The 21188-nt window shown below is 71.7% G+C and carries 18 protein-coding genes and 1 pseudogene; 8 read left to right on the top strand and 11 right to left on the bottom strand.

The annotated features are described in order from the left end of the window. Window positions 1–7 precede the first annotated feature (7 nt). The 3 genes from QYS60_RS14085 to QYS60_RS14075 form a co-directional block, all read right to left on the bottom strand. The gene (locus tag QYS60_RS14085; protein WP_054373335.1) at window positions 8–697 is read right to left on the bottom strand and encodes a response regulator transcription factor; all 690 of its coding nucleotides are present in this window, start codon (window positions 695–697) and stop codon (window positions 8–10) included. 91 nt (window positions 698–788) lie between these two features. After that, complete coding sequence (locus QYS60_RS14080) at window positions 789–1976, bottom strand: cell wall metabolism sensor histidine kinase WalK (RefSeq protein WP_003937541.1); 1188 nt, start codon at window positions 1974–1976, stop codon at window positions 789–791. 146 nt (window positions 1977–2122) lie between these two features. Further along, the gene (locus QYS60_RS14075) at window positions 2123–2869 is read right to left on the bottom strand and encodes a phosphoglyceromutase (RefSeq protein WP_371383463.1); all 747 of its coding nucleotides are present in this window, start codon (window positions 2867–2869) and stop codon (window positions 2123–2125) included. 108 nt (window positions 2870–2977) lie between these two features. Here QYS60_RS14075 and QYS60_RS14070 point away from each other — a divergent pair, with 108 nt between their 5' ends. Both QYS60_RS14070 and QYS60_RS14065 read left to right on the top strand, forming a co-directional pair. Further along, a complete protein-coding gene (locus QYS60_RS14070; protein WP_371383462.1) occupies window positions 2978–4768 on the top strand; it encodes an FAD-dependent oxidoreductase in 1791 nt (596 codons plus the stop codon). 118 nt (window positions 4769–4886) lie between these two features. Then, a complete protein-coding gene (locus tag QYS60_RS14065) occupies window positions 4887–6503 on the top strand; it encodes an FAD-dependent oxidoreductase (RefSeq protein ID WP_371383461.1) in 1617 nt (538 codons plus the stop codon). 4 nt (window positions 6504–6507) lie between these two features. On the opposite strand, the gene QYS60_RS14060 is transcribed toward QYS60_RS14065, so the two are convergent. Continuing rightward, the gene (locus QYS60_RS14060) at window positions 6508–8094 is read right to left on the bottom strand and encodes an AMP-binding protein (protein ID WP_371383460.1); all 1587 of its coding nucleotides are present in this window, start codon (window positions 8092–8094) and stop codon (window positions 6508–6510) included. Window positions 8095–8291: 197 nt separating this feature from the next. Between QYS60_RS14060 and QYS60_RS14055 the strand changes: the two genes are divergently transcribed. Both QYS60_RS14055 and QYS60_RS14050 read left to right on the top strand, forming a co-directional pair. After that, entirely contained in the window at window positions 8292–9359 is a 1068-nt protein-coding gene (locus QYS60_RS14055) for an AraC family transcriptional regulator (protein WP_371383459.1), read from the top strand. A gap of 72 nt (window positions 9360–9431) precedes the next feature. Next, entirely contained in the window at window positions 9432–10598 is a 1167-nt protein-coding gene (locus tag QYS60_RS14050) for a serine hydrolase (RefSeq protein WP_289377871.1), read from the top strand. 72 nt (window positions 10599–10670) lie between these two features. On the opposite strand, the gene QYS60_RS14045 is transcribed toward QYS60_RS14050, so the two are convergent. The 4 genes from QYS60_RS14045 to QYS60_RS14030 all read right to left on the bottom strand — a co-directional run bounded on the left by QYS60_RS14045 (window position 10671) and on the right by QYS60_RS14030 (window position 14014). Continuing rightward, window positions 10671–11009 (bottom strand): transglycosylase family protein, encoded by a 339-nt coding sequence (locus QYS60_RS14045; protein WP_371383458.1) that lies wholly within the window; start codon window positions 11007–11009, stop codon window positions 10671–10673. Between the two features lie 379 nt (window positions 11010–11388). Next, complete coding sequence (locus tag QYS60_RS14040; RefSeq protein WP_026138013.1) at window positions 11389–11907, bottom strand: YbjN domain-containing protein; 519 nt, start codon at window positions 11905–11907, stop codon at window positions 11389–11391. After that, window positions 11904–13241 carry a D-inositol-3-phosphate glycosyltransferase gene (gene mshA, locus QYS60_RS14035; protein WP_371383457.1) on the bottom strand — a complete coding sequence of 446 codons (1338 nt, stop codon included), beginning with the start codon at window positions 13239–13241 and terminating at the stop codon, window positions 11904–11906. Before mshA ends, QYS60_RS14040 begins: the two co-directional genes overlap by 4 nt. Before the next feature lie 80 nt (window positions 13242–13321). After that, window positions 13322–14014: a winged helix-turn-helix transcriptional regulator gene (locus QYS60_RS14030; RefSeq protein ID WP_371383456.1), complete on the bottom strand. Its 693-nt coding sequence runs from the start codon at window positions 14012–14014 to the stop codon at window positions 13322–13324. Window positions 14015–14077: 63 nt separating this feature from the next. On the opposite strand from QYS60_RS14030, the gene QYS60_RS14025 reads away from it, so the two are divergent. Beyond that, window positions 14078–15256 carry an acyl-CoA dehydrogenase family protein gene (locus QYS60_RS14025; protein WP_371383455.1) on the top strand — a complete coding sequence of 393 codons (1179 nt, stop codon included), beginning with the start codon at window positions 14078–14080 and terminating at the stop codon, window positions 15254–15256. Here the strand turns inward: QYS60_RS14025 and QYS60_RS14020 are convergent. Both QYS60_RS14020 and QYS60_RS14015 read right to left on the bottom strand, forming a co-directional pair. Next, complete coding sequence (locus QYS60_RS14020) at window positions 15231–16052, bottom strand: alpha/beta fold hydrolase (protein ID WP_371383454.1); 822 nt, start codon at window positions 16050–16052, stop codon at window positions 15231–15233. The two genes, QYS60_RS14025 and QYS60_RS14020, sit on opposite strands and share 26 nt — an antisense overlap. A gap of 5 nt (window positions 16053–16057) precedes the next feature. Continuing rightward, on the bottom strand, window positions 16058–17248 hold the full coding sequence (locus tag QYS60_RS14015) for an MFS transporter (RefSeq protein ID WP_371383453.1): 1191 nt from the start codon (window positions 17246–17248) through the stop codon (window positions 16058–16060). Here QYS60_RS14015 and QYS60_RS14010 point away from each other — a divergent pair. The 3 genes and pseudogenes from QYS60_RS14010 to QYS60_RS14000 all read left to right on the top strand — a co-directional run bounded on the left by QYS60_RS14010 (window position 17247) and on the right by QYS60_RS14000 (window position 19573). Further along, entirely contained in the window at window positions 17247–18029 is a 783-nt protein-coding gene (locus tag QYS60_RS14010) for a PIG-L family deacetylase (RefSeq protein ID WP_371383452.1), read from the top strand. The genes QYS60_RS14015 and QYS60_RS14010 overlap by 2 nt on opposite strands. A 23-nt stretch (window positions 18030–18052) precedes the next feature. Next, entirely contained in the window at window positions 18053–18514 is a 462-nt protein-coding gene (locus QYS60_RS14005; RefSeq protein ID WP_371383451.1) for an SRPBCC family protein, read from the top strand. A gap of 5 nt (window positions 18515–18519) precedes the next feature. Next, a pseudogene (locus QYS60_RS14000) lies at window positions 18520–19573 on the top strand (tocopherol cyclase family protein). Between the two features lie 78 nt (window positions 19574–19651). Here the strand turns inward: QYS60_RS14000 and QYS60_RS13995 are convergent. Then, window positions 19652–20848 carry an ROK family protein gene (locus tag QYS60_RS13995; protein WP_371383450.1) on the bottom strand — a complete coding sequence of 399 codons (1197 nt, stop codon included), beginning with the start codon at window positions 20846–20848 and terminating at the stop codon, window positions 19652–19654. Between the last annotated feature and the right edge of the window lie 340 nt (window positions 20849–21188).

Genomic DNA, 21188 nt, shown 5'->3' with positions numbered 1-21188 from the left:
CGGACCCCTACCCTTCGAGCTTGTAGCCCAGGCCGCGGACCGTGACCAGGTGCTGCGGCTTGGCGGGGTCGGCCTCGATCTTGGAGCGCAGCCGCTTGACGTGAACGTCGAGGGTCTTGGTGTCGCCGACATAGTCGGCACCCCACACCCGGTCGATCAGCTGACCGCGCGTGAGCACCCGGCCGGAGTTGCGCAGCAGGTACTCCAGCAGGTCGAACTCCTTGAGCGGCAGCGTGACGGGATTGCCGGCCACGTGCACGACGTGCCGGTCCACGTCCATCCGCACCGGCCCGGCCTCGAGGATCCCGTCGTCCTGCGTCGCCTCGGCGTCGCTCTCCCCGCCGCGGCGCAGCACCGCACGGATGCGGGCGATGAGTTCGCGCGCCGAGTACGGCTTGGTGACGTAGTCGTCCGCCCCCAGTTCGAGGCCGACCACCTTGTCGATCTCGCTGTCGCGCGCGGTCACCATGATCACCGGCACGCCGGACCGGGTGCGCAGCTGCTTGCAGACATCGGTGCCGCTCATGCCGGGCAGCATCAGGTCCAGCAGGACGATGTCCGCGCCGGCGCGGTCGAATTCCGCGAGCGCCGACGGTCCGTCGCCGACGACGGTGGTCTCGAAGCCCTCCTTGCGCAGCAGGAACGCGAGCGGATCCGCCAGCGATTCCTCGTCCTCCACGATCAGCACACGCGTCACTGCTGGTCCTCCGTACCCTTTGTCACCTGGTGCATCCGGCTCATTTCCGATTCTCGTCGTAGGTGTCGGCATGGTCGTCACGGCTCCCCCGTCATCGCTCCACCGTCAGTGCGGGCCCGCCCTCGTGGCGCGGGGAGGCACCGTGGGATTCGCGGGGATCGGCGGAACAGGCCGGGATGAGGAGGGTGAACGTCGACCCGGTTCCCGGCTGGCTCCACAACCGGATCTCCCCGTTGTGGTTGGCGGCGACGTGCTTGACGATCGCCAGCCCGAGACCGGTGCCACCGGTGGCGCGGGAGCGGGCCTTGTCGACCCGGAAGAACCGCTCGAAGACGCGCTCCTGGTCCTCCTTCTCGATCCCGATGCCGCGGTCGGTCACCGCGATCGCGACCTTGCCCGCGCGCAGGGACCGGCTGACCGATACCGGCGAACCCGGAGACGAGTAGGCGATCGCATTCTCGATCAGATTGGCCAGCGCGGTGACGAGCAGCGTCTGGTCGCCGAGGACCTCGTAGCCACTGGCGGCGTCGGTGGTGACGGTGATCTGCGCGTTCTCGGCGGTCAGGCGGGTGCGGCGCAGCGCCTCCTCGACGACGTCGTCGACCTCGACCACCTCGAGGTTCGGCAGCTTCTCGGCCCCCTGCAGGCGCGAGAGCGCGATCAGTTCGGTCACCATGTTGCCGAGCCGGTTGGCCTCGCTCTGCAGCCGGGTTCCGAAGTGCCGCACGGATTCCGGGTCGTCGGCGGATTCGAGCAGGGCTTCGGCGAGCAGGGCCATCGCGCCCACCGGGGTCTTGAGTTCGTGGCTGACGTTGGCGACGAAGTCCCGGCGCGTGGCCTCCATCCGGACCTGCTCCGAGTCGTCGTAGGCGTACAGGGCGACGAAGCGCGCGTCGTCGTCGAGCAGACGCCGCGCGACGCAGCGCACCGCCACACGCTCACGACCGCGAGGGGTCTTCGCGGTGAGGTCGAGTTCGGTGGGCTCACCCGTCTCGAGGACGCGCGTGGCGGCCGCCCAGGCCGAGTCCTCCACGAGCCGGTTGCGGACCAGGCCGAGTTCCTCGGCACGCGGGTTGAACAGGATGACGTCGTGGAAACGGTCGACGACGGCGATGCCCGTGTCCGCGCCGAAGACCACGCGATCGAGGACCTGCGCCATGGTGAGGTCGGCGTCCGTGCGGTCGGCGGACCGGCGCCGAAGGAGCCGCATGAGCACGATCGCGGACACGGCACCGAGGACGGCGGCCCCGGCGAGCAGCACGGCCTGCGCAACAGTCACGTCTCGAATCGTACGTAGGCGCGGCGTGGTGGTGACAGCGGGTCGGGGCATTCCGCCGCACGTCACACCGCATGTTCACAGCATTTGCCGCGTGTTCACCGCCCGTTTCCCCGGGGCCGCGGGCAGCCGCCCGCGGCCCCCGGGAACTACCGGCCGCCCTGACCGGCGACGGCGGCGGCCCCCGCCGCGGCCGCCTCGGGATCGAGGTACGTGCCACCCGGGTTCAGCGGTCGCAAGTTCTCGTCGAGGTCGTAGCGCAGCGGGATGCCGGTGGGGATGTTCAACCCGGCGATCTCCTCGTCGGAGATCCCGTCGAGGTGCTTGACCAGAGCACGCAGCGAATTGCCGTGAGCCGTGATCAAAACGGTCCGGCCGGCCCGCACGTCCTGGGAGATGATTTCCTCCCAGTACGGGATCAGGCGCTCGACGACGTCCTTCAGGCACTCGGTGAGCGGCACCTCGTCGACGTCCGCATACCGGACGTCGCTGTCCTGGCTGTACTTGCTGCCGGCCTCGATCGGCGGGGGCGGGGTGTCGTAGCTGCGGCGCCACAGCATGAACTGCTCGTCGCCGAACTCCGCCTTGATCTCCGCCTTGTTCTTGCCCTGCAGCGCGCCGTAGTGCCGCTCGTTCAGGCGCCAGTCACGCACGACCGGGATCCAGTGCCGATCCGCGGCGTCGAGCGCGTAGTTGGCGGTGCTGATGGCGCGGCGCAGCAGCGACGTGTAGAGCACGTCCGGCAGGAGATCGTGCTCGGCGAGCAGTTCACCGGCCCGCTTGCCCTCGGCGATCCCCTTGTCGGTCAGGTGGACGTCCACCCACCCCGTGAAGAGGTTCATCGCGTTCCATTCGCTCTCGCCGTGGCGGAGCAACACAAGTGTTCCGTTGGTCATGGGCCAATCCTGGCACGCCCGCGTGGCGGTGCCACGTCCGCACCGTTCGGCGAATTCCCCCGCAGGAGACGCACGCATCGGATATATGTGACAACGGCTGTTTCCAGAATGTCGTCCGGATGGGGGCTTCTCGTGTTCGACACCCGATTTTCCCGCCGCACCTTCCTCACCGCCCTGGGCGCCCTCGCGGTCACGCCCGCCCCCGTCCACGCCGCCCCGCGCTCCCCGGCACTGCGGTCGACGGGCCGCCGCGTCGCCGTGCTCGGCGGCGGGGTGGCGGGCCTGACGGCCGCCCACGAACTGATCGAACGCGGTTTCGAGGTCACCGTCTTCGAACCGACCGCCCTCGGCGGCAAGGCCCGCAGCATCCCGTCGCCGGGCACCGCGGCCGGCGGCCGCGCCGACCTGCCCGGCGAGCACGGTTTCCGGTTCTTCCCGGGCTTCTATCAGCACATCCCCGACACGATGGGGCGGATCCCCTTCCCGGGCAACCCGAACGGCGTGTTCGACAATCTCGTCGCCGGCGCCGCCTTCCGGATGGCGATCCCCGGCGGGCCCGACCTCGTCGCCCCGGCGTCGATCGCCCCGCTGCCCCACGGTGCTCTCGATCCCGCCTCGCTGCAGGACTCCCTCGCCGCCGCCTTCTCCCTCGGCGGCGCGATCCCCCCGCACGAGCTGGCCGTCTTCACCCGCAAGCTGGTGATGTTCCTGACCAGCAGTCTCGAACGACGTAACGGGCAGTGGGAACACCGGACGTGGTCGCAGACACTCGAGGCCGACGGCAAGTCGGCGGCCTACCGCAACATCCTCGTCTCGGCCCTGACCCGTCAGCTGGTGGCCGCCCGGCCCACCGTCGCCTCCACCCGCACCATCGGCATCATGGGCCAGGCATTCGTATGGAACGCGATGGGCACCGTCCCCGCATACGGTCATCTCGACCGGGTCCTTGCCGGTCCCACCGACGAGGCGTGGATCGCCCCGTGGGCCGCGCACCTGCGCGACCTGGGAGTCGTATTCGAAATGGGCTGGGCAGCAGAGGGACTCGACATCGCGTCCGGCTCGATCACCGGAGTGCGGCTGGTGGACGGCAACGGCACCCGGTCCGTCGCCGAAGCCGACTGGTACGTCGCGGCGATGCCCGTCGAACGGGCCACGCCCCTGTGGTCACCGCAGATCCTCGCCGCCGATCCTCGCCTCGAAGGCATGCGGAACCTGCACACGGACTGGATGGTGGGCATCCAGTACTTCCTGCGCCGGCCCACCCCGATCGCGGCCGGTCACGTCGCATACCTCGGCTCGCCGTGGGCACTGACCTCCATCAGCCAGGGCCAGTTCTGGCGCGGCGACTTCGCCACCCGCTACGGCGACGGCAGCGCCCACGACTGCCTGTCCGTGGACATCTCCGACTGGGACACCCCCGGCATCCTCCACGGCAAGACCGCGAAGGAGTGCACGGCCGAGGAGATCGCCCGGGAGACGTGGGCCCAGATGTCGGCGTGCCTCGACGACACCGGCACCGGTGTCCTCGACGCGGACGACATCGTTTCCTGGTTCCTCGATCCCGGCATCCGGTGGGATCCCGCGCAGGGCCGCAACACCAACGCCACTCCCCTGCTCGTCAACACCGCCGGCTCCCTGTCCGACCGGCCGGACGCCCGCACCGCGATCCCGAACCTCTTCCTCGCCGGGGACTACGTCCGCACCGACATCGATCTCGCCACCATGGAGTCGGCCGGCGAATCCGCGCGCGCGGCCGTCACCGCACTGCTCGAGGCCGCAGACTCGCCCGCCGCGCCGCCGGCGCTGTACCGCCTGTACGAGCCGGCCGAACTCGAACCGGCGCGCCGCATCGACGCCGACCGCTACCGCGCGGGCCTGCCGCACCTGCTCGACGTGTGACGACGCGCGCTCCGGCACCGGGCACCTGTCACCTCGCGGCTCCGGATGCGGCGAACCGGCCCCGCACGGCCGCCGAATTCCGACATACTGCCCTCGAACGCGACGAAAGGGCATGCCCATGAGCGAGACCTCGGTACTCGTGGTCGGCGCCGGCCCGGTCGGACTGACCGCCGCGCTGGAACTGCGCCGCCGCGGCGTCGACGTCGTGATCGTCGACCGGCTGCCGGAACCGCCGCAGTACGCCAAGGCGGTCGGCATCCAGCCGCGCACCCTGGAGGTCTGGGACGCGATGGGCGTGGTCCGGCCGGCGCTCGACGTGTCCGCGCCGATGCACGGGCAGATCGTCTACGTCGACGGCCGGCAGGTGATGCGCCTCGAACTCGACCTGCCCGAGGACGTGCCGTACCGGTTCGTCTGCATGCCCCAGTACGCCACGGAGCGGGTGCTGACGCAGGCCCTGGCCGAGCACGGCACCGTCGTGCGCCGCGGCGTCGAGCTCACCGGGTTCGAGCGGACCGCGGACGGCGTGGTCGCCGCCCTGCGCGACGGCGACGACACCACGCGTCTGGTGGCCCGCTACCTGGTCGGCTGCGACGGTGCGCACAGCGCCGTCCGAAAAGGACTCGGGGTGTCCTTCGACGGCGACGCGTTTCCCGAGGAGTACATGCTCGCCGACGTCGAACTGGACTGGTCGATGCCGGGCGGCTACGGCATCCGCGCCTCGACGACGAGCGACGGGACGACCACGGACATGATGGTGTGCATCCCGCTGCCCGGCACGGGCCGTTACCGCCTGTCGACCTTCGTGGCGCCGGACCTGGCGACCCCTGCCTCCGGCGCCGGAGCCGTGGCCCACGGGCTCGAGGGCGGACGCCGGCCCACCCTCGGCCACATCCAGGCCGTGCTCGACCGGCTGGCACCCGAACCGACACGGGCCGATGCCCTGCGCTGGTCGTCGGTGTTCCGGATCAGCCACCGCCTCGCCGGCAGCTACGGCGGGGGCCGGGTGTTCCTGGCCGGGGACGCCGCGCACATCCATCCCCCGACCGGGGCACAGGGCATGAACACCGGTATCCAGGACGCCTACAACCTCGGCTGGAAGCTTGCGCTGGCAGTGCGGGGACGCGCCGCCGACGGCCTGCTCGACAGCTACGACGCCGAGCGCCGGCCCGTCGGGGAGGAGGTGGTGGGCCGCACCGTGCGGCACGCCCGGCAGGGCCTCGGGGCTGGGGAGACGGACGCCGCGACCGCGATCGCACGCGAGGCCCAGCTGCTGCTCGGCTACCGGGACAGCCCGCTCGTGGGTAGCGCCGTGCCGCCGGGCGGCGGCCCTGCTCCGGGCGATCGTGCCCCCGATGCGACGGGGTTGCGGCAGGACGCCGTCGCCTCGCCGCTGCGGCTGCACGACCTGCTGCGCCACCCCGGCCACACCGTGCTGCTGTGGGCGCCGACGGCGCAGGCGCTGCAGGCACAGCGACAGCTCGCCGAGCACGCGACGGACCGCTTCGGGGACGCGCTGCGGGCGTACGTGCTCGTGGCGGGAAGCACCGGGAGCCCGGCGGACGGGCGGGTACTGCGCGACGACGCGGGCCGCGCCGCGCGGGCATACGGTTTCGACGGTGCCGTCGCGGCCGTGGTGGTGCGGCCGGACGGCTACGTCGGGTTCCGGGCGCAGGATCCGACGCTCGAGGCGCTCGCGGCGCATCTCGGCCGGATCCTGCGACCCGGGTGGTGACCGGCTACGACGTCGGCGTGCGCAGATCCTTGCGGAGGATCTTGCCGGCAGCGGACTTCGGGACGGTGTCGATGAACTGCACCTGCCGCACCTTCTTGTGCGGCGAGACCCGCTCGGCGACGAACGCGACGACCTCCTCCTCGGTGAGTTCGGCGTCCGGCTGGCGCACGACGAACGCCTTGGGCACCTCCTCGCCTTCGTCGTCGAGCACGCCGATCACCGCGACGTCGGCGATCTTCGGGTGGGTCAGCAGCAGCGCCTCGAGTTCCGCGGGCGGCACCTGGTAGCCCTTGTACTTGATCAGTTCCTTGAGCCGATCCACGATGGTGACGTTGCCGGCCGCGTCGACGGTGGCGATGTCGCCCGTGTGCAGGAACCCGTCGGCGTCGAGGGTCTCCGCGGTGGCCTGCGGGTTGCCCAGGTAACCGACCATGACGTTGGGGCCCTTGCACCACAGCTCACCCGGCTCGGAGACCCCCTCGCCCGTGGGGTACTCGACCTCTTCGCCGGTGGTCGGGTCGACGAGCTTGCACTCCATGTTGGCGATCGTCGGGCCTACCGAGTCGAGCGGCACGTCGTCGCCGTCGAACGGAATGGCATGGCTGACCGGGCTCATCTCGGACATGCCGTAGCCCTGGCGGACCGTCCATCCGAGCCGCGCGGACACTGCGTTCCCGAGCGCCCTGTCCAGCGGCGCCGCGCCGGAGAACACGGTGTGCACGCTCGAGAGGTCGTACTGGTCCACGAGCGGGTGCTTGGCCAGGGCAACGGCGACGGGCGGCGCGATGAACACGTAGGTGCACTTCTGCTCGGAGACGATCCGCAGGAACTCCGGCAGGTCGAACTTCGGCATCGTCACCAGCGACGCGCGGTTGACCAGGGCGGCGTTCAGGAGAACGGTCATGCCGTAGATGTGGAAGAACGGCAAGACGGCGAGGATCCGGTCGTCGGGTTCGATCCTGATCGGGGACTTGATCTGGCACACGTTCGCCACCAGGTTGGTGTGCGTGAGCATCACGCCCTTGGGGCGGCCGGTGGTGCCGGACGAGTACGGCAGCACCGCCAGATGGGTGGCCGGGTCGAACGACACCTCGGGGGCGGGGGCGTTCTCGGCGAGCAGGTCGCGCAGGGAGGGATGTCCCTCGGCGCCGTCGAGCACGACGAGACGGTCGTCGGGGATGCCGACCGCGGCCGCGGCCTCCTTCGCGTGCGGCAGCAGCGGCGAGACGGTGAAGAAGAACGTCGCCTTGGAATCCTCGAGTTGCTTGGCGATGTCCTCGGCGGTGTAGAGGGCATTGACGGTGGTCGCGGTGGCCCCGGCCCGCAGGATGCCGTGGAACACGGCCGCGAAGGCGGGCACGTTCGGCGAGAGCAGGCCGACGACGTCACCGACTCCCACCCCGCGCGCCGCGAGCGCACCGGCGATGGCGTCGATCTGCCCGATCAGGGTCCGGTAGTCGGTGACGGCTCCGGTCGCGCCCTCGATCAACGCCGGGCGATCGAGGTCCGATTCCGCGATCGAACCGAACAGGAAGTCGTAGACACTCAGTGCCGGGATCTCGACGTCGGGAAAGGGACTGCGAAAGCTCATTGGTTCTCCTCGGGGGCAGGAATCTCTGGCACGCCGTGCCAGACGTGCCGGGAGTACGGTATCCGACGGCTGTGAAGGCAGTCACAGGCATGCCGGACACTACCGGGTCGAGGACCGTCGCGTGCCCGGTCGCGTGCCCCCGAGCCCGGCCGATCGGGCAGTGTCGGCGTCCGGTCCGGCACCCTAGGCTCGACCGGATGACGGACGTCGTGCACTCGCTGGACCCGTTCTCCGGTCGCGGCTCCTCGCCCGCGATGGTCTCGACCGACTGGGACGAGATCCGGGCGTGGTCGGACCGGGTGTACATGCCCTATCGCGTGCGGCCGAGCGGGCGCCTGCTGCACCCGCGATCGAGCATGTTCTCCGCGTCGATCGGCGAGATCGTGCTCACCCGGTTCCGCTACGGAATTCCGGTGACCGTCGATCGGCTCTCGGCCGAGGCCGGCAACATCCTCGTGCTCACGACGATCCGTGGTCACGCGCGGCACCGGGTCGGAGCGGGCGCGGTGGAGGTCGATTCCGGCGCCACGTTCGTGGCCGACTGCAGCCGCATCGAGCATCGCGTCGACTTCGACGACGACCATCTGCAGCTGAACCTGACGGTGCCGCATCGGCTCGTCGCCGACCTCGCCGACCGCTGGTTCGGTGTCGTCCCCGACGACCGCCTGTGGCAGCACAAGTGCGTCGTCGGGACCGAGTCGGGCTGGAACACGCTGCTCGCCTATGCGGTCCGCGCGATCCGGGCCGATCCGGTGCGGATCGCGCAGGGCCGGCCGGGCGCCCACCTGCAGGAGCTGCTCCTCGGTCACCTCGTCACCGAGTGGGCCGCCGCGGCGGGCGTCGCGCTCGACTGCGGCGAACCGCCGGCCGCCCCGGCATACGTCCGGCACGCGGAGCACTACATTCGCGAGCACGCCGCGGACCTGCCCACGGTCTCCGAGGTCGCCGCCGCCGTGGGTGTCAGCGTGCGCGCCCTGTCGGGGGCGTTCCGCCGTCATCTGGACACCACGCCGAACCGGTATCTCACCGACGTGCGATTGCGGCACATCCGCGACGAGCTCTCCACCCCGTCGGCCGAGTGCACCGTCTCGGCGGTGGCGGCCCGCTGGGGCTACGTCAACATGGGGGTCTTCGCCGCCGCCTACCGTCGCCGATTCGGCGAGAACCCGTCGCACACGCTCGCCCGGGCCCGCGGACGCCGACTGCCGGAATCCGACGACGCGCGTGCCGTTCCGAGGTGGCCCGCGTCACAACCCCGTCCGTAGCATCCACCTCCGACGCCGGTCTGCGGCGGACCGCACACAGGAGGAACCGTGACAGACGACTTCGCGACCACGATGGACGCAGCCCTGCGAGAACTCACCCACCGCCCGACGGGCCTGCCGGGTGTGGTGGCCATGCTCACCGACCGGGACGGCGTCGTGTACGAAGGGGTGGCCGGGGAACGGGCAGCAGGCTCCGGCTCGGCGATGACGACGGACACCGTGTTCGCCGCCTTCTCCACGACCAAGGCGATCACCGGCACCGCCGCACTCCAGTGCGTCGAGGAGGGCCTGCTCGACCTCGACGCCCCCGCCGCCCGCTACGTCCCGGAGATCGGGGACCTCCAGGTTCTCGAGGGCTTCGGAGCGGACGGTGCGCCCCTGCTGCGCGCACCGAAGCGCGACGTCACCACCCGCATGCTGCTGCTCCACACAGCCGGCTTCGGGTACGACTTCTTCGACGAGAACTACCGGCGCCTGGCCGAGGAGCACGGTCAGCCCAGCGTGATCACGGGATCGAAGGCCGCGCTGACGACACCGCTGCTGTTCGATCCCGGCGAGCGGTGGATGTACGGCTCGAACATCGACTGGTGTGGTCTCGTGGTGGAGGCCGTGCGGGGCCGGCGCCTCGGCGAGGTCATGCGCGAGCGGATCTTCGAGCCGCTCGGGATGGACGACACGGCGTTCGCGCTCACCGACGACATGCGCGCGAGGCTGGCCGTCGTCCACCAGCGTAACGGGGACGGAGCACTCGCCCCGATGCCGGAGATGGTGCTGCCCCAGGACCCCGAGATCCACATGGGCGGCCACGGGCTCTACACCACTGTGCCGGACTACGTGAAGTTCATCCGGATGTGGCTGCGCGACGGCGCGGCCCCCGGCGGTGACCGGGTTCTCTCGCCTCCGACGGTCGCCGATGCGGTGCGCGGCGGCCTGGACGGGCAGCAGGTGACCGCGCTCCCGGGGGTCGTCCCGGCCCTGTCGAACGATGCGGAGTTCTTCCCCGGCCTGGCCAAGAACTGGGCGTACACATTCCTGGTGAACGAGGAGCCGGCGCCGACGGGCCGTCCGGCCGGCGCGCTCGGCTGGGCGGGTCTGGCGAATCTCTACTACTGGATCGACCGGGAGAACGGGCTCGGCGGCTTCTGGGCCACGCAGATCCTGCCGTTCGCGGACGCCGTCTCGTTCCAGGGCTACCTCGACTTCGAGACCGCCGCCTACCGACGTGTGGCGAGCCGGTGAGATGCGACGAGCCCCGCGTGCGGTGCACGCGGGGCTCGTTCGGCTGCTACGGGCGCGAGCCCGGGTGTGGGATCAGAGGTACTGACCGCACACCGGCCACGCGCCGCGGCCCTGACCGGCCAGGACGTTCTCGGCGATGGCGATCTGCTGCTCGCGGGTCGCCTGGTCGGCGGTGGGGGCGTACTGCTGGCCGCCGTAGGCGTTCCAGGTGCTCGGCGAGAACTGCAGGCCGCCGTGGTAGCCGTTGCCGTTGTTGATCGCCCAGTTGCCGCTGCTCTCGCACTGTGCGACGGCATCCCAGTTGCCGGACGCGGCGTTCGCGGTGCCGGTGCCGAGGGCGAACGGGGTGACGGCCAGGGCCGCGGTGGCGGCGACGGTGCCGAGGGCGCGCTTGAAGGTGAAGTTAGCCATGATGCGGTTGAATTCCTCTCGCGTCTGCTGGCGAGGCACTGCGGCGGCCGACGATGTCGATCCCGCTGCCCGGATTCGGATCTGTGCCTCGTCCCTGCCCCTCGATCAGGTATCGAGTTCCGGTCCCGCGGGGCAGAGTCAGCGGCGACGGGCCGGTCTTGCTTGCCCGGTGGTATCGGGCTGATTACGACGCTAGAGAGTCATCACGGATCGGTCACGCGTTGTTTTCCGGCACGCGCGTCTCACATTCCAAGATCGAGTTCCGGCGTTTTCCCAGGTGACGTCTGAGATATCGCCGTTTCGAAACCGCGTAGTTACACGGTCGTTATGTGACTAGGCTCACAGTAATATTGTGGGACGGGTCACCGATATCGCGCCGTTACGGCTGCGCGTCCTCCACCACGAAGGGCCGGCCGTCCTCGATCAGGTGCCGGAAGGGTTCGAGGTTGCGAAGCGACTCGCCCCGCGAGACCCGCCACTCCCACTCCCGCTTGATGGAGGCGAGGAAACCGAGTCCGAGAATGACGTTGAAGTCGTGGTCGGCGGCTTCGAGCACCTGGCCGAGCACCGCGTCCAGTTCGTCCGGAGTGACCGATGCCTCCGACATCCGGCCGACGAGGTAGATGTCCCCGATCTTGTCGAGGGTGTACGCCACCCCGTACAGCCGCCGATTGCGCCGGAGCAGGAACCGGTACACGCCCTCGAAGTTCTCGTCGGGCTTGCGGCACACGAACGCCTCGACCCGCAGGCCGTGGTTGCCGAGGGAGAGCAGGGTCGTCGTCTTGAGCTTGTTCTCCCCCGGCAGGTCGACGACGAAGTGCCCACCCTCCTTGCGGGAGAATTCGAGGCCGCGATCGCGCAGCGTCGCCTCGATCGTCTCGCTCAGTCGCTCGCTCACGTCCGCACCCCCGTCGTCCGCCGGATCTTCCACACTCCGCGCTGCCGTCGCAGCGGGAACTCGCCGCTCCCGAGGGAGCGGTTCCGCAGCGCACCGGCCTTACGGTAACTGGCGAGCAGCCCGTCCGCCGTGTGCTCCCACGAGAAGTTCTCCGCGTGCAGCGGCGCGGCCGCCGCCAGCACGGCCCGCCGGCCCGGATCCGTGACCAGCGAGCGCAGCGCGGCCGCCCAGTCGCTCGTGCGATGCCCGTCGACGAGCAGTCCGGTCTCGCCGTCGCGCACCGCGACGCCGAGGCCGCCGACGTTCGCCGCCAGCACCGGGGTCCCGCACGCCTGCGCCTCGATCGCCACCAGGCCGAACGATTCGGAGTAACTCGGCACCGCCACCACGTCCGACGCGCGATAGACCTGCACCAGGCGCTCGGGAGGCTGCGGGGGCAGGAACGTCACCCGGGCGGCGATCCCGAGCTCGGCGGCCAGGTCGATCAGCGAGTGCGGGCGCTCGAGCCCGGTGCCCGAGGGCCCGCCCACCACCAGCACCCGCAGGGGCACCTCCGGGTCGGCGGCCATCGCCGCCGCGGCGGCGCGCAGCAGCACGTCGGGTGCCTTGAGCGGCTGGATACGGCCGACGAACGTCACGATCGTCTCGTTCGGATCCAGTCCCAGCTCGGCACGGGCGAGTGCCCGGTCCCCCGGCCGGTAGCGGGACAGGTCCGCGCCCGGTGCCACCACGTCGATCCGCGACGGGTCGGCACCGTAGCTGCGCTCGAGCTGCGCCGCCTCGTCGACCGTGTTGGCGACGAGACGGTCGGACTCGGCGACCACCTGCTGCTCGCCGATCTGCCGGGCCGCCGGTTCGGGCACGTCACCGTCGGCGAGCGAGGCGTTCTTCACGGCGGCGAGGGTGTGGGCGGTGTGCACGAGCGGGACACCCCACCGGTCGCGGGCGAGCCAGCCCACCTGGCCGGACAGCCAGTAGTGCGAGTGCACCAGGTCGTAGTAGCCCTGCGGATGCCGGGCCTCCTCCCGCAGCACCCCGGCGGCGAAGGCGCACAACTGTGTGGGCAGGTCGTGCTTGTCGAGCCCCTCGTAGGGACCGGCGGCGACGTTGCGCACGAGCACGCCGGGTGCCGCCTCCTGCACGACGGGGTCGGCCGAGGAGGTCGCCCGGGTGAAGATCTCCACCTCCACCCCGCGGCGCGCGAGTTGCACCGCGGTCTGCAGAACGTAGACGTTCATACCGCCGGCGTCCCCCGTGCCGGGCTGCGCGAGTGGCGAGGTGTGGACCGACAGGACGGCCACGCGGCGGGGACGGCTGTTCGACTTCGACGTCACTTCTCCATACTGCCCTGCCGGGCATCCCCGCCCGGTTCCGCCCCCGACCGGTTCGTCTGCGCGACGTCGCACCCGGCCGGTCAGGAACCCCCGGAGCCCGTGACTGCGCGGCGCACCGCCGCGTGGAACGGGCTCCACAGGAACCAGACGCCGAACCCGCGCACCAGCGCGGCCGGGCCGTGCACTCGCACGCTGCCGTCGCCGAGCGCCTCGGTCAGCGTCCGGGTGCCGGCGAACACGCGCATCAGGGCCACCGGTTCCGCGGTCACGTAGACGTCGACGTCGAAGCCCGGATGCTTCCGGCACACCGACGGCTCGCCCCGGTCCAGGACGATCCACAACCGGATCGGGGCGGGACCGGTGTAGTCGAACTCGATCACCACCCGCTGCGGCGGCACCCGGTCCCGGTCCACCCGGCGGTGCATCCACCAGGTCAGTGTCACGGGGTCGACCTCGGCGGGCAGCGGCTCGGAGAACAACCACTTCACCGCCCACTCCCCGATCGCGACGAGGATCGGGGCGAGCTCACGACCGGCGGGGGTGAGGTGGTATTCGCAGCCCCGCGCCTGCGGAACCCGTACCAGCACGCCCTTGCGCTCGAGGTGCCGCAACCGGGTGGCCAGCAGGGTGCGCGAGATGCCGGGAAGACCACGCTCGATCTCGTTGAAGCGGGTACTTCCGTAGACCATTTCGCGCAGGATCAGCGGGGTCCACCGGTCGGCGAGCACTTCGCTGCCGATCGAGACCGGACAGTACTGCCCGTACTCGCGCACACCTCCAGAGTAGGTCCAGAACGTGCACTGGGCGGCATCGATCTGCCCTCCTACCGTCGAGACATGACCACCGTAGACATCACCCAGTACCCCCGCTCCCGGCCCCGCGAGGAACTCGTCGCCGGCGCCGACGAACTCGGCCGGCGGATCGCCCCCTACTCCCGCGCCCACGACCGCGACGGCACGTTCGTCGCCGAGCCCTACGAGATCCTGCGCTCGGAGGGCCGCCTCGCCCTCGCCGTCCCCCGCGAACTCGGTGGCGACGGCGCGACCGTGCGCGACGTCGCCACCGTGCAGCGCTCCCTGGCGCACCACTGTGCGGCGACCGCGCTCGCCTCGGCCATGCACCACCATGTCGTGCTCGCCGCCGCATGGCGGTACCGGCACGGTGCGCCCGGCGCCGACCGGATGCTGCGCCGCGTCGCCGAGGAGGCGATCGTGCTCGTCTCCACCGGTGGCGCCGACCAGACCCACCCCCGTGGGACCGCCCGGAAGGTGCCCGGCGGCTACCGCGTCGACGGCCGCAAGGTGTTCTGCAGCCAGGCCCCCGTCGGCGACGTGCTCGCCACCATGTTCCCGTTCGACGACCCCGACGAGGGCCGCATCGTGCTCAACATGATGATCCCGATGAACACCGACGGAGTACGAGTCCACGACAACTGGGACTCACTGGGCATGCGCGGCACCGGCAGCCACGACGTCGAGCTGACCGATGTGTTCGTCCCGGACGCGGCCGTGGCCGCCCGCCGTCCCTACGGGGTGATCGACCCGCCGTTCCAGCTGGTGCTCAGCGTCGCCATGCCCGTGGTCGCAGCCGTGTATCTCGGGGTCGCCGAGACCGCGCACGCGCACGCGACCGCCCTCGTCGCCGGGACCCCGCGGGCGAACGACCCGACGGTGCGCCGCCAGCTCGGGGTGGCGGCCACCCGCCTGCAGGTCGCGTCGTGGGCCCTCGACGGTGCCCTCGACGTCGTCGGCGACGATCCGGTGCCGTCGATGAGCACGGTCGCCGCGGTGATGACCGCCAAGGCCGAGATCGCACGCACCGCGATCGAGGTGTGCGACCTGGCGCTCGACGTCGCCGGGGGCCGCGGCTTCTACCGGTCCAGCCCGCTCGAACAGTGCTATCGCGACGTGCGCGGGGTGAAGTTCCACCCGCTCACGCCGGAGGAGACGCTCCTGCTCGCCGGGACGCAGGCGCTCGAATCGGTGGACGCTACAGCGCTGCCGCGAAGCGCGTGACCTCGGCGGCGAACCGCTGCGGGTCCTCGACGAACGGACCGTGGTCGGTGCCCTCCCAGTACGAGGTCGTCGCGTTCGGCAGCAGTGCCGCCGCGTGCTCGGCGGCCGAGACGTCGACGACCGAGTCGGCGGTGCCGTGCAGGACGAGCACGGGGGTGTCGAGGCTGCGCAGCAGCTCGTCGTTGCTCACCGTCCGGGCGAACATCGCCGCCCGCACGCGGGGCGGGGTGCACAGGCTGGTGCCGAACAGCGCCTGCGCCGCGACACCCGTGCCCGCCCCGGTCCCGGTGAGGGCGGTGCCGAAGGCACCGAGTGCGCGGATCGCCGTCGCCGCGTCCTCGGACATCGCATCGGGGACGGCGGCGCGCATGGCCGACCCGACCTTGCCGCCCTTCTCGCCGCGCCCGATGCTGGTGATCGCGCCGACGAGCACGATCCCGGCGACGCGATCGGTGCCGTGGGTCGCGAGGTAGTCGCAGATCACCAGGCCGCCGTAGGACCAGCCGAGCAGCACCGCGCCGTGGGCGTTCTCGGCGTCGAGCACGGCCTGCACGTCCGCGGCCCACAGTCTCGACTCGTCGTATCCGGTCTCCGGGGCGCCCGAGTACCCGTGTCCGCGGAGGTCGACGGCGATCACCCGGTGGGTGCGGGCCAGCTCGTCGAGCACGGACTGACCCCAGCACCGCGACGACTGGGCCCATCCGTGCAGCAGGACCAGGGGACGATGGGCGGGATCGCCGATGGCGCCGTAGACGATGGGGGTGCCGTCGGAACTCTCGACCTCACGGATTGTCATGCGGGTCACCCTAGCCGGGCGAGCCGGGACACTCCCGCGGCACACACGCACCCGACGACCGCGGCCACCACGGCAACCACGATGCCCGCGCTCGGCCCGGACCGGTCGATGACCTGACCGACGACGGCGGAGCCGACCGCGACACCGACCCCGAGTCCCGTGACCGTCCAGGTGATGCCCTCCGTGAGCCTGCCGGGCGGCACGATCCGCTCGGTCAGAGAGGTCGCGACGATCATGGTGGGGGCGACGGCCACCCCGGCCGCCAGGTAGAGCACGGCGAGGGCCGGCACGGTGCCGGCGAGCAGCAGCGGCCACAGCAGCACCGCCACGGTCGTCGTCGCCCCCAGCAGCTGCCGCGTCAGCGGTGCCCGCAGCCGCACCGCACCGAAGACGAGGCCGCCGAGCGCGGATCCCGTCGCGAACATCGCCAGCACCACGGTCGCGGCGCCGGGCACGCCCTGTTCGGCGGTGAACGCGACCCCGACCACGTCGACGACGCCGAAGATCGTGCCCATCGCCGTCATCGCGACCACCAGCACGACGAGCACCGGAATCCGCAGCACGCTCACACCGGGCGCACCCGCGACGACCGGGCGCGCGGGCGGTTCGGTGCCGCGCTGCACGGCGAGGGCGACGGTGCCGATCACCAGCAGCACCGCACCCAGCAACGCGCCCGCCTCGGGGAACGCGGCGACGCTCAGACCCACCGACAGCACCGGCCCGACGATGAAGCACAGTTCGTCGATCACCGCCTCGAGCGCGAACGCGGTCCGCAGCCTGTCGGTGCCGCGGAGCAGTTCGGTCCACCGGGCCCGGACCATGGCGCCGATCGTGGGCATCAGTCCCGCCGGGATCGCGCACGCGAACAGCAGCACCTCGGGTGCCTCCCACCGCACCCCCGCCAGCATCGTGACCGTCGCGGCCGCGCTGATCCCGGCGGCGACCGGCAGGACGCGGAACTGCCCGTGCCGGTCGGCGGCCCGCGAGACCAGCGGGGTGAGCGCGGCGTAGGACAGCGCGAACACCGCGGCCACCGCTCCGCCGAGGCCGTAGTCGCCGCGGAGCTGCGAGAACATCGTCACGATGCCGATGCCGACCATTGCGATCGGCAGCCGCGCGACGAACCCCGCCAGGCAGAACGCGGCGGCACCCGGCGCGGTGAACAGTGCACGGTAGGAGCGCATTCGTGCCAGCATGCAGTACGTGAGCGTGCTGGTGTGTTTCCATGCCCATCCCGACGACGAGGTGTTCACCACCGGCGGGGTGATGCGTCTGGCCGCGGACGCGGGACATCGGGTGGTGCTGGTCGTCGCGACGGACGGCGCCGCGGGCGAGGTTCCCGACGGTCTGCTCGGGCCCGGCGAATCCCTGGCCCAGCGCCGCCGCGCCGAACTCGAGGCGTCGGCCGAGGCGCTCGGGGTCGCCCGCCTGGTTCCGCTCGGCTACGCCGATTCGGGCATGGCGGGGACGCCGCGGAACTCGGACCCGGCGGCGTTCTGCAACGTCGACGTAGAGGCGGCCGCGGCGCGCCTCGCAACGGTGCTCGAGGAGGAGAGCGCCGACGTCGTCACCATCTACGACCCCAACGGCGGGTACGGGCACCCCGACCACGTGCAGGTGCACCGCGTCGGCGCCCGGGCCCAGGAGCTGACGGCGCACCCGTCGGTGTACGAGGCGGCCATGAACCGGGACCACATCCGTCGTCTGCTCGCCGCCGCCCCGGAGATGGGCCCGGATGCGGCGCCACCGGACCTGGACACCTTCGGCCTGCCCGAGACCGAGATCACCACCACGATCGACGTGTCCGCGACGATCCCCGCGAAACGGGCGGCGATGCTCGCGCACGCCTCGCAGGTGGGCGACTTCGGGCCGATGCTGGCGATGACGCCGGAACAGCTCGCGAGCGCGTTCGGGCTCGAGTGGTTCCGCCGACGCGGCGCGGAGCAGGCGCTGCGGGAGCACGCCCTGCCGCTGTGACCGACCCGACCGAAGGAGCACGAATGGGCCACCACATCGAACTGAGCCGTTCCGTCGACGCCCCACCCGACCGGGTGTGGCGGGTGCTCACCTCCGTCGACTCGGCCCCGCAGGTGCTGAGCGGGGTGGACAGTGTCGAACGGCTCGCAGGGGTCGGCTACGAGGTCGGCACCCGCTGGCGCGAGACACGCAGGATGTTCGGCAGAGCGGCAACCGAGGAGATGACGGTGACGGCCGTGGAGCCCGGACGGCACACGGTCGTCGAGGCCGAATCCGGCGGGGTGCGCTACCGCACCGAGTTCGACGTGGTCCCGGATCGGGCCGGCACGATGCTGACCGTGCGGTTCTCCGCGGACGACGACCGTCCCGGCCGGATCCGGCGGGCGCTGACGGCGCTCCTCGCTCCCCTGGGCATGCGGGTGACGCGCACGGCGCTGCGCCGGGATCTCGACGACATCGCGGCCGCGGCCCTGGCCGGGATCTGAGCGCCGTGTCGCTGTATTCGCGTTACCGCGCCACCGGCGCCGACCTGCCCTTCGGCGATCCCCTCGCGGCGCACGACGTCGCGATGGGCGCACGACGTCGCGATGGAGGGATACTTCTGGCGGTTCACCCAACCCGGAACCGGGCGGGTGGTGATCGCGCTGTGCGGCGTCAACCAGGCCGGCGACGGGTCGTGGGCGACGCTCGGCCTGGCGGCGCACCCGGGCGGATTCCTGCGGACGACGGCGTACCCGGACGGATTCGCCGACCCCCTGCGGCTCGGCGCATCGGCGGGCACGGCGTTCCACGGGGAACGCGACCGGCTGCGCGTGGACCTCGGCGACGACGCCCGCCTCGACGTGCGCGTGACGGCGCCCCGGCCGTGGCCTCGTCGCCGATTCGGCGGATCCAGCATCTTCCACGCGGTTCCCGCGCTGAACCAGTACTGGCACCCGTGGCTGCTCGACGGCCGGGCCGAAGGCGAGGCCGTGCTCGGCGGCGAGACCTGGAACCTCGACGGCGCCCAGGTGTACGCGGAGAAGAACTGGGGCAGGGGCGGTTTCCCGGAGTCGTGGTGGTGGGGCCAGGCGCACGGGTTCGCGGACTCCGCCGCATGCGTCGCCTTCGCCGGCGGGCAGGTCCACGCCGGTCCCCTGCGGACCGAGGTGACGGCCGTGGTCGTCGCCCTGCCGGACGGACCTGTGATCCGGCTCGGCAACCCGGTGGTCTCCCCGGTGCGGGCACACGTCACCGACGAACGGTGGTCGCTGTTCGGGCGCGGTCCGCGGTGGACCGTCGAGATCGAGGCGACCGCCCCTCTGGGCGACGCCCACGTGCTGCCGGTCCCGCTGCCGCTCGAACGCCGCAACGTGCCCGGCTCCCTCGAGCACCTGGCGGGCTCGTTGAGCGTGACCGTCCGCGACCGCGGCACACCGGTGTGGGCGGACGAGTCCCCCCTCGCGGCACTCGAACACGGCGGTCTGGCGCGCGCCCGGGCCGAACTGGACCGTCGGGCTGCGCCGGCGGACGCCACGGACGGCCCGCCACTGCGCAGCCGATGAGCGGCGGCCCCCGATCCGCGCGCTCCCCGGTCACACGCACATGAAATTGCATGCGCGCATGGCTATTTCGTGCGCGGTTCAGCCCCGCGCCCGGCGCATCGCCCCCAGCGGATCGGAGTACAGCGAGCTCAAGGACACCACGCTCGCGGCGTGCGCCTGTACCCGGTCGCCGAATCCGGTGACCCGGACGTCGGCGCCCGACGGCGCCCCGAGCGCACGCGCGACGTGCGGTGCGGCCGCCGGGTACGCGGTGAACGCCTGGCCGCCGAGAATCACCCGGTCCGGATTGAACAGGTCACGGAGCATCGCGACGGACCGCCCCAGTACCTGCGCCCGCTCCACGAGGAGCTCGTGGGCCTCGCGGGAGCCGTTGCGGGCCAGCGTGTACAGCGCGGCGACGGATGGGGCACGTGCGTCGAGCAACCCGGCCGCTCGCGCCCGGGCCAGCACCGCCCGGTCGGCGACGGTGGCCTCGAGGCAACCGCGGGCACCGCACGCGCACGGCACCGACGATCCCGTCGGCAGGTGCGACACCGAACCCGGGCCGCCGCGTGGCGTGTGCACCCGGCCGTCGAATGCGATTGCGATCCCGACTGTCTCGCGGGCGTAGAAGTACAGGGTGGCGCCCTCGACGTCGGCGGTGTCGCGGTCGGGGGTGAGCAGCAGCTCCGACGCGGCCATCGCCTCGACGTGCGCGGCGACGGAAACCGGCAGGCCCAGACCCCGGCCCACCACGGTTCCGACGGGCGCATCCACCCAGCCGAGCCGCGGATGGTCCACGGTTCCGGTGGCCGAGTCGACGCGCCCGCCGAGCGCGACGCCTGCCCACAGCGGCGTGCGCCGATGCCAGCGCGCCGCGAAGGCCCGGGCGCTGCTGGTGATCACCCCGAGCGCCGCTTCCTGGCCGCCGCGCGGGGTGGGGATCTCCACCGCGCCGATCACGCGCCCGCGCAGATCGCTCGCGACGATGCCGGTGACGGCCGCACCGATGTGGATCCCGACGGTCAGGTAGCGCTCGTGGTCGGTCTCGAACGGCACCCGAGGCCGGCCGACGGCGCCGGGCACGGTCAGATCCGGCCGTTCCCGCAGCAGACCCGCGGCGAGCAGCGCCGACACCTGCCGGTTGACGGTGGCGATGCTCGCGCCCGTCGCCGCCGCCGCCTGGTCGCGGCAGATCGGCCCGCGCGCCGCCGCGACCCGGAACACTGCCGCGGCGGCGCCGTCGGCGAGCTTCAGTTCGGGCGGGACGATCTGCGCGTGCGCAGTCGATCGCACACGGGCGGTGGCGCCGCGGGACCGGACCCCGGACTTCGGACGGACGGCATTGGGGTACAAGACATTCGATGTAGCTGCTGCAGACACTGCGGCTCTTCCTCGGGGGCGGGTTCGAAGACCCGGGGCGTGACGGGGAGGCGCCGATCCGCTCGACCGTGAGGGTAGCGATCCGCCGGGTGACGGCAGGAAACGAAGCGGGGCGCGAGGTGCGGTGTCAGCGACAACACAGTTCGCGCGCCAGCGGCAGCCGCGAGCCCAGCGCGGCGGTCACATAGGTGACCCGCGGAGGACGGAGACGGCGAGCTGGCATACCCCGCAACCTAGCCGCCGGGCGCCGCCG

It is taken from the genome of Rhodococcus sp. GXMU-t2271 (assembly GCF_041414735.1).
Lineage (GTDB): Bacteria > Actinomycetota > Actinomycetes > Mycobacteriales > Mycobacteriaceae > Rhodococcus > Rhodococcus indonesiensis.
Note: the sequence above shows the minus strand (reverse complement) of the source record. Positions and strands in the feature narration are given on the sequence as shown.

What these genes read in the sequence shown, in the direction of transcription:
- QYS60_RS14045 (WP_371383458.1), bottom strand. Translation starts at nt 11,009, where the DNA reads ATGGCTAACTTCACCTTCAAGCGCGCCCTCGGCACCGTCGCCGCCACC.
- QYS60_RS14065 (WP_371383461.1), top strand. Translation starts at nt 4,887, where the DNA reads ATGAGCGAGACCTCGGTACTCGTGGTCGGCGCCGGCCCGGTCGGACTG.
- QYS60_RS14025 (WP_371383455.1), top strand. Translation starts at nt 14,078, where the DNA reads ATGACCACCGTAGACATCACCCAGTACCCCCGCTCCCGGCCCCGCGAG.
- QYS60_RS14015 (WP_371383453.1), bottom strand. Translation starts at nt 17,248, where the DNA reads ATGCTGGCACGAATGCGCTCCTACCGTGCACTGTTCACCGCGCCGGGT.
- QYS60_RS14060 (WP_371383460.1), bottom strand. Translation starts at nt 8,094, where the DNA reads ATGAGCTTTCGCAGTCCCTTTCCCGACGTCGAGATCCCGGCACTGAGT.
- QYS60_RS14070 (WP_371383462.1), top strand. Translation starts at nt 2,978, where the DNA reads ATGTCGTCCGGATGGGGGCTTCTCGTGTTCGACACCCGATTTTCCCGC.
- QYS60_RS14050 (WP_289377871.1), top strand. Translation starts at nt 9,432, where the DNA reads ATGGACGCAGCCCTGCGAGAACTCACCCACCGCCCGACGGGCCTGCCG.
- QYS60_RS14020 (WP_371383454.1), bottom strand. Translation starts at nt 16,052, where the DNA reads ATGACAATCCGTGAGGTCGAGAGTTCCGACGGCACCCCCATCGTCTAC.
- QYS60_RS14005 (WP_371383451.1), top strand. Translation starts at nt 18,053, where the DNA reads ATGGGCCACCACATCGAACTGAGCCGTTCCGTCGACGCCCCACCCGAC.
- QYS60_RS14010 (WP_371383452.1), top strand. Translation starts at nt 17,247, where the DNA reads ATGCAGTACGTGAGCGTGCTGGTGTGTTTCCATGCCCATCCCGACGAC.
- QYS60_RS14075 (WP_371383463.1), bottom strand. Translation starts at nt 2,869, where the DNA reads ATGACCAACGGAACACTTGTGTTGCTCCGCCACGGCGAGAGCGAATGG.
- QYS60_RS14055 (WP_371383459.1), top strand. Translation starts at nt 8,292, where the DNA reads ATGACGGACGTCGTGCACTCGCTGGACCCGTTCTCCGGTCGCGGCTCC.